Annotated in this window: 5 protein-coding genes and 1 pseudogene; all 6 read right to left on the bottom strand. The window is 75.2% G+C overall.

What is annotated here, in order from left to right; translation table 11 throughout:
• A pseudogene (locus tag ACXJKG_RS18025) lies at window positions 1-880 on the bottom strand (hypothetical protein); the annotation flags it as partial.
• A gap of 173 nt (window positions 881-1,053) precedes the next feature.
• Window positions 1,054-1,350, bottom strand: coding sequence for an MTH1187 family thiamine-binding protein (locus ACXJKG_RS18020; protein ID WP_456847118.1), 297 nt, complete (start codon window positions 1,348-1,350; stop codon window positions 1,054-1,056).
• Between the two features lie 25 nt (window positions 1,351-1,375).
• The gene (locus tag ACXJKG_RS18015) at window positions 1,376-4,372 is read right to left on the bottom strand and encodes an FAD-binding and (Fe-S)-binding domain-containing protein (RefSeq protein ID WP_456847117.1); all 2,997 of its coding nucleotides are present in this window, start codon (window positions 4,370-4,372) and stop codon (window positions 1,376-1,378) included.
• Window positions 4,373-4,557: 185 nt separating this feature from the next.
• Window positions 4,558-4,995, bottom strand: coding sequence for an OsmC family peroxiredoxin (locus ACXJKG_RS18010; RefSeq protein WP_456847116.1), 438 nt, complete (start codon window positions 4,993-4,995; stop codon window positions 4,558-4,560).
• 65 nt (window positions 4,996-5,060) lie between these two features.
• Window positions 5,061-6,221, bottom strand: coding sequence for an AAA family ATPase (locus ACXJKG_RS18005; protein WP_456847115.1), 1,161 nt, complete (start codon window positions 6,219-6,221; stop codon window positions 5,061-5,063).
• A gap of 90 nt (window positions 6,222-6,311) precedes the next feature.
• The coding region (locus ACXJKG_RS18000) for a M15 family metallopeptidase (protein ID WP_456847114.1) at window positions 6,312-6,806 on the bottom strand (495 nt) is incomplete at its 5' end.

Here is a 6,806-nt window from a genome sequence, read left to right as displayed (position 1 = left end):
GCACCACCTGGTCGGCGCCGAACCGGAGGCCGACCACCGGGGTCAGCGTCGTCGGCGCCTCCTGCACGGTCGCCGTGGTGAGCGGCTTGTCCTCGGCAACGTGCTCGGGCGCACGCAGCGGGGTCGGTGCGGGAGGACCGGGGTTCTCGGGCGGGGCGGTGACCGCCCGCAGCTCGCCCGACGCCGGCTTGCGTGCGCCGCCGCCGGGGGTCCCCGGCGTCACCCGCGGCTCGTACGGCACGTTCGCCGTGAAGCCCTCGCTCGAGCGGACCAGCCGCAGGGCCGTCGGCTCGACGGACCGGCGCGCGCCCTCGTGCGTGGCCAGCGGCGAGACGTCCAGCAGGCGCCGGTCGTCGACACCCCGCACGACACCGACCTGCAGCACGTCCACGTGCCGGCCGGGCCCGCGCAGGAAGCCCAGGGTGTCGCCCGCCTCGGCCGCGACCTCCGAGCACAGCAGCACCAGCCGCACGCCCTCGCGCCGGTTGGTCTGCGTGCCGTAGGCGGCCTGCTCGCGGAACGCCGCGAAGTCGACCGCGAAGCGGCTGGGGTCCGGGTGGTAGGCCCGGGCCAGGTCGGTCGTCGTCATCCGCGACGCCGCACCCGCGTGCCGCAGGGCCGCGATGACCGCGTCGTCGTCGACCACCTGGACCACGTCGACGACGACCGCGCGGCCGGTGGCGTCCAGCGCCAGCAGCTCGGGCAGGTCAGCGTGGTCCGGCGCACCCGTGCGGGAACGGACCGCGAAGAGGGGCTCGCCGGCGATGGCGGCGAGGTGGTGGGTCAGCAGCGACGCGCACTCCTGGGCGAAGGATCCGGTCAGCGGCTGCATCGGCTGGACGAGGCGGGGCCGGCCCTCGTCGAGCTCGAAGATGGGCATCTGTCCTGGCCTTCCGCGTACCTGTCGGGCGTCCACGCACCCGTCCGGCGCGCTCGCGACCACACTGTCCCACAGCGCGCTGGGGCCGTCAGCCCGTCCGTCGGAACGCGTCGCAGGAGATCGGTCACATCACCCGGATGCCCCGGGGCCCGGCGTCCGGAACGTCGCGTTCGTCACTCGTTCGTGAGCGCGGCCTCGACCCGTGCCACCTTGCCCGTGAGCTCTCCGACGTGCCCCGGGCGGATGTCGGCCTTGAGCACCAGGCTGACCCGGTTGCCGTGCCGCCCGACCGCTTCCGTGGCCCGCTTCACCACGTCCATGACCTCGTCCCACTCCCCCTCGATCGTCGTGAACATCGAGTCGGTGCGGTGGGGGAGCCCGGACTCGCGGACGATGCGCACGGCATCGGCGACGGCGGCGGTCACGGACTCGCCCGCACCGAGCGGGGCGACGGAGAAGGCGACGAGCATGCCGCCCAGCCTGGTCCGCTCGGGCCTACGTGTCCACCGACGTCCGCGCCGGCAGGTGGGCGGCGAGCAGCTCCGCCAGGTGGATCCCCTGCACGCCCGCGAGCTGGTCGGCCTGGGTCCGGCACGAGAACCCGTCGGCCAGGTAGACGTCCCCGGGGGCGGCGTCGCGCAGGGCCGGGAGCAGCGCGTTCTCGGCCACCGCGACCGACACGTCGTAGTGGCCCTTCTCCATGCCGAAGTTCCCGGCCAGCCCGCAGCAGCCGGCCAGCGCGGAGAACTGCGCCCCCGCGTCGGTGAGCAGGCGGCGGTCTGCCGTCCACGTCATCACCGAGTGGTGGTGGCAGTGCGGCTGCACGACTGCCGTGACGTCGGACAGGTCCGGCACCTGCCAGCGGTCGCCGGGGCCGATCGGCGCGGGCGCCGTGAGCAGCTCCGCGAGCGTGCGGGTCTCGCGCGCCACGGCGACCGCGCGCGGGTCGTCGGGGAGCAGGTCCAGCAGGTCCGAGCGCAGCACCGCCGTGCAGGACGGCTCGAGGCCGACGATCGGGATGCCGTTGACCGCGAACGGCCCGAGCACGCCGAGCAGGTGCGTGAGCTGCTTCTTCGCGCCGTCGAGCTGGCCGGTGCTGATCCAGGTCAGGCCGCAGCACGCGTCGTCCCGCGGCACGAGCACCTCGTAGCCGGCGTCGGTGAGCACCGCGACGGCCGCCTGCGCCACGGAGGGCGACAGGGTGTCCGAGAACGAGTCCGTCCACAGCACCACCCGCGGACGCTTGCCCGCGGAGCTCCCGGTGCCCTTGCCCGGACGGCCGAGGAACTGGTGGCCGGGCCGCTCGCTCGGGCGGACGTCGCCGTCGTCGCGGCCGGTCAGCGTCACCGCGGAGCGGCCCTCGCCGCGGACCCAGGCCCGGAACGGCTGCCGGGCGAACGTGACCATCTGGCGACGGGTGTCCATCCCGCCCCCGGCGAGCACCACCTTGGCGATCGGCCGGACGCCGAGCACCGCGTTGGTCAGCGCCGCGAGGCCCGGGATGCCGGTGATCAGCCGGGCCCAGCGGGGCAGCCAGCCGAGCGCGTAGTGCGAGGTCGGACGCAGCTTCCCGCGATATGTACGGTGCAAGATCTCCGACTTGTACTGAGCCATGTCGACGCCCGCGGGGCAGTCCGACGAGCATGCCTTGCACGACAGGCAGAGGTCGAGGGAGTCGTGCACCTCGGGCGAGCCCCAGCCCCCGGTGACCAGGGTGCCGTTCGCCATCTCCTGGAGCACGCGCGCGCGGCCGCGGGTCGAGTCCTTCTCGTCCTTCGTCGCCAGGTACGACGGGCACATGAACCCGCCCGTCGCGGTGCTGTCGGCCCGGCACTTGCCGACGCCGACGCAGCGGTGCAGGGCCGTCGTGAGGTCGCCGGCGTCGTGCGCGAACGAGAACCCGTGGCCGTCGGCCAGCAGCGGCCGGGCCCACGGGCGGCGCAGGTCGGCGTCGAGCGGGCGGGGCCGGACCAGCACGCCGGGGTTGAGGAGGTCGTGCGGGTCGAGCAGGTCCTTGAAGGCCCCGAACAGGCCGATCGCCTGCTCCGAGTACATGACCGGCAGCAGCTCCGAGCGCGCGCGGCCGTCGCCGTGCTCCCCCGACAGGGAGCCGCCGTGGGTCGCGACGAGGGCCGCGGCGTCCGTCATGAACGCGCGCAGCGGGTTGCCGGACCGCTCGAGCGGGATGTCGAGCCGCAGGTGCACGCAGCCGTCGCCGAAGTGCCCGTAGGCCAGGCCGTCGACGCCGTGCGACGCCATGAGCGCCTCGAGCTCGCGCAGGTACGCCCCGAGCCGTGCGGGCGGGACCGCGGAGTCCTCGAACCCGGGCCACGCCTGCTCGCCCGACGGGGTCCGCCCCCCGAGCCCGGCACCGTCCTCCCGGATCCGCCACATCGCGGCGGCCTCGGGCCCGGGCGGGAAGAGGCCGACGGCGTCGGTGCCGGCGTCGGAGGCGAGCGCGCGCGCCCGGTCCAGCGCCTCGTCAAGCGTGTCGCCGCCCACCTCGACCATGAGCCAGCCGCCCCCCGCGGGCAGCGGCGGCACGGCGGCGGCGCCCCTGACGCGGCGGACCACGTCGACCAGCCGCGAGTCCATGCCCTCGATGGCCAGCGGCGCGTGCGCGAGCAGCGCGGGGACGGCGTCGGCGGCCGTGGGCATGTCCGGGTAGCCGAGCACGACGAGCACCGGCGCCGCGGCGATCGGGACCAGCCGCACCGTCGCGCCGAGAAGCGTCGCGACCGTCCCCTCGGTGCCGACCAGCGCCTTGGCCAGGTCGGTCCCCTTCTCGGGCAGCAGGTGCTCGAGCGAGTAGCCGGAGACCTGCCGGCCGAAGCGGCCCAGCTCCGTCCGCAGGATGTCGAGGTTGCCGCGGACCAGCTGATCGAGGCCAGGCACGACGTCGAGCGCACCCGCACCCGACCGGGCCTCGAACCGGCGACCGGTCCCGTCCACGACGTCCAGCGCCAGCACGTTGTCGGCGGTCCGCCCGTAGGCCACCGCGCGGGGGCCGCAGGCGTTGTTGCCGATCATCCCGCCGAGCGTCGCGCGCGCCTGGGTGGACGGGTCGGGGCCGAACCGCAGGCCGTGCGGGGCGGCGGCCTTCTGCAGGCTCGCCATCACCACGCCGGGCTCGACGCGGGCGGTCCGTGCGGTGGGGTCGATGTCCAGGATCCGGTTGACGTGCCGCGAGAAGTCCAGCACCACGCCCGTGCCGACCGCGTTGCCGGCAACGGAGGTGCCGCCGCCGCGAGCGGTCAGCGGCACGCCCAACGAGCGCGTCACCTCGAGCGCCGCGAGCACGTCGTCGGTGTCCCGCGGGAACGCCACGACCTGCGGGACCACCCGGTAGTTGGACGCGTCGGTCGAGTACTCGGCCCGGCGCCGCGTGCTGTCGTCGACGACCCCGCGCAGCGCGGACCGCAGCGCCGCTTTGACGTCGGCGCTGTCGGGTCGGTGCGGATCCCCCGCCAGGGTCTCGGTCACGGCCACCACGGGGGCAGTCTCGCATCGGCGACCCGATCCGCCGCACACGTCGCCGAGGCGTGGAACCCGCGACGTCCGCACTCGTGGGGGCTGGAGGCCGACCGAGTGCGGACGCAACGTCATCCAGCATCGGGACGTCCGCACTCGAGAGGGACAGGGGCCGATCGAGTGCGGACGTTCGGGGCAGGAGCGGGCTACGCCAGCGAGGCGTTCAGCGTGATGTCCGTGCCGGTCAGGGCCTTGCTCACCGGGCACGTGGCCTTGGCGGTCTCGGCGGCCTTGGCGAAGCCGTCGGCGTCGAGCCCGTCGACCTCGCCGCGGACGGTCAGGACGATGCCCGAGATGCGCAGGCCGCCGGCGGGGTCGGGGCGCAGGGTCACGTCGGCGCTCACCTCGAGCGCGATCGGGGTGCCGCCCGCCGCGGCGATGACGCCGGACAGCTGCATGGCGAAGCAGGACGAGTGCGCCGCGGCGATGAGCTCCTCGGGGCTCGTCGTGCCGTCGGCGGCGTCGGCGGTGCGCTTGGGGAAGGAGACGTCGAACGTCGCGACGCCGGAGCTGGTCAGCTCGACCTGGCCGCTGCCTTCCTGCAGGGTGCCGTTCCAGGCGGTGCGTGAGGTGCGCGTGGGCATGGTGCTCCTTGGGGCCGGGTGGCGCGGGCGAGGGCCCGCTCTCCCACGGTAAGCAGCAGCCCGGGTCAGCGCGCGCGCTCGAGGTGCCCGGAGACGATCTGCGACGGCGCACCGGCCTGCCGAAGCGCCCAGGCCGCCCGCGCGTGCAGGGCACGCCGCTGGTCGGGCTCGAGCCCGTTGTACAGCGCGCCGCGCACGAGGTCGTGCCCGAACACGAGCCGGTCGCCGCGCGCCCGCACCACGCCGGCGGCCAACCCGTGCCGCAGCGTGCGCCAGCAGTCCGCCACGGGATCGCCGGACAGCGTGGCCAGGTCCGCGATGACGAACGAGGTGCCCAGCACGGACGCCTGCCCGAGCAGGGTGAGGACCTCGGGACCGAGGTACTCGACCCGGCGCCGGACCACCTCGTCGAGCGGCGTCAGCCACAGCACGCCCGTCGAGTCGAGCACGCCGTCGGCATTGACCAGGGCGCCGGCGAACCGGGCGGTCCGGACGACGTCGGCGACGAGCCGGGGGTTGCCGCCCGTCGTCGCCAGGGTGCCCCGCAGCGAGGGTCCGACGGGTCCGCCGACGAGGTTCTCCGCCAGCTCGATGGTGGCGCGGGCGTTCAGCGGCCGCAGCTCGAGGTACTGGGCACCGGCGCGGGTCCACGCGGCGACCACCTCCGCGAGCTCGGGCCGGTACGGCACGGGTCGCATGGTGAGCACCACCAGGGCCCGGGGAACGGCCCCCTCGTGCGCGAGCTGCAGCAGGACCTCGAGGGAGGCGGCGTCGGCCTCGTGCACGTCCTCGAGCACCAGGGCCCACGGCCGCGAGTCGCCGCGCCGCCGCAGCAGGGCCGCGAACAGCTCGGCGGCGCGGTCGTACCGGGCGACCGAGTGCGAGGGGTCGGCGTACATCGCGTCCAGCAGGTCGGCGAGCTCCGTCTCGACCGGGCCGCGGCCGGCGCTCCGGCCGGCACCCTGGATCAGCGCGTCGGCCAGCAGCGCGAACGGCCAGGCGCGCATGGCCGACGCCCGCGCGGTGCGCAGCTCCACGTCGAGCAGCCTGGCGGAGCCGCGGATCGCGTCGACGAGACTGGTCTTGCCGACGCCCGCCTCGCCCTCGAGGAGCACCGTCACGCCGACCCCGTCGGCCGCGGTCGACAGCAGGTTGTCGAGGTCGTCGAGCTCGGCGGCACGGCCCACCAGGGGCCAGGTCCGCCCCGGCTCGGCCGAGGTGCTCATGCGCCCGATCGTAGGGCCGCGGCGCGATGTCCGGTCCGTGCTCGCGGGGCGAAGATCAGGCAGTTCGCTGCCGCGAGGCACGCCCGACGATCAGCCCGCGTACTCCCAGTGCCACGCCTCGGGCTTGCTGCCGCCGCGCTCGGCCCACGAGGGGTGCACCCACTCCAGGCCGGGCGCGTTGGCGTCCATCCACCGGTGCTGGGCCGTGCCGAACGAGTCGATGCCGCCACCCAGGTCCACGGCGATGCCGCTGCCGTGGTTGGAGGTGCCGGGGGTCGCGCACAGGTAGCCCTTGGTGCGCTTGCACTGGACCTGCCCGGCGTACGACCGGTAGGAGTCGTTGACCTCGAGGTCGGTGCCGAACTGGGCCTTGTAGGCGGTGTTGAGCACCTCGAGCTGCTCGGCGGCGTCGCACCGCAGCCGCACCGAGGCGTCGAAGCTGACCCCGCAGAGCGCGGAGTCGGGGATCCGGCCGTTGGCGTACCCGAGCAGCGACTGCTTCCACGCGGCACGCTGGGCGGCCTTGTCGGCCTCGGCCTGCGCCTGCGCCTGGGCCGCCGCGGCGGCGTCGGCCTGGGCCTGCGC

The sequence above is a fragment of the Cellulomonas sp. P5_C6 genome, from assembly GCF_054049635.1.
The sequence above is the reverse complement of the archived record's forward strand: the minus strand, read 5'-3'. Positions and strand labels throughout refer to the sequence as shown.

Excerpts from the sequence above, each read along its gene's own strand:
- ACXJKG_RS18010 (WP_456847116.1), bottom strand. The coding sequence starts at position 4,995 with ATGCCCACGCGCACCTCACGCACCGCCTGGAACGGCACCCTGCAGGAA.
- ACXJKG_RS18020 (WP_456847118.1), bottom strand. The coding sequence starts at position 1,350 with ATGCTCGTCGCCTTCTCCGTCGCCCCGCTCGGTGCGGGCGAGTCCGTG.
- ACXJKG_RS18005 (WP_456847115.1), bottom strand. The coding sequence starts at position 6,221 with ATGAGCACCTCGGCCGAGCCGGGGCGGACCTGGCCCCTGGTGGGCCGT.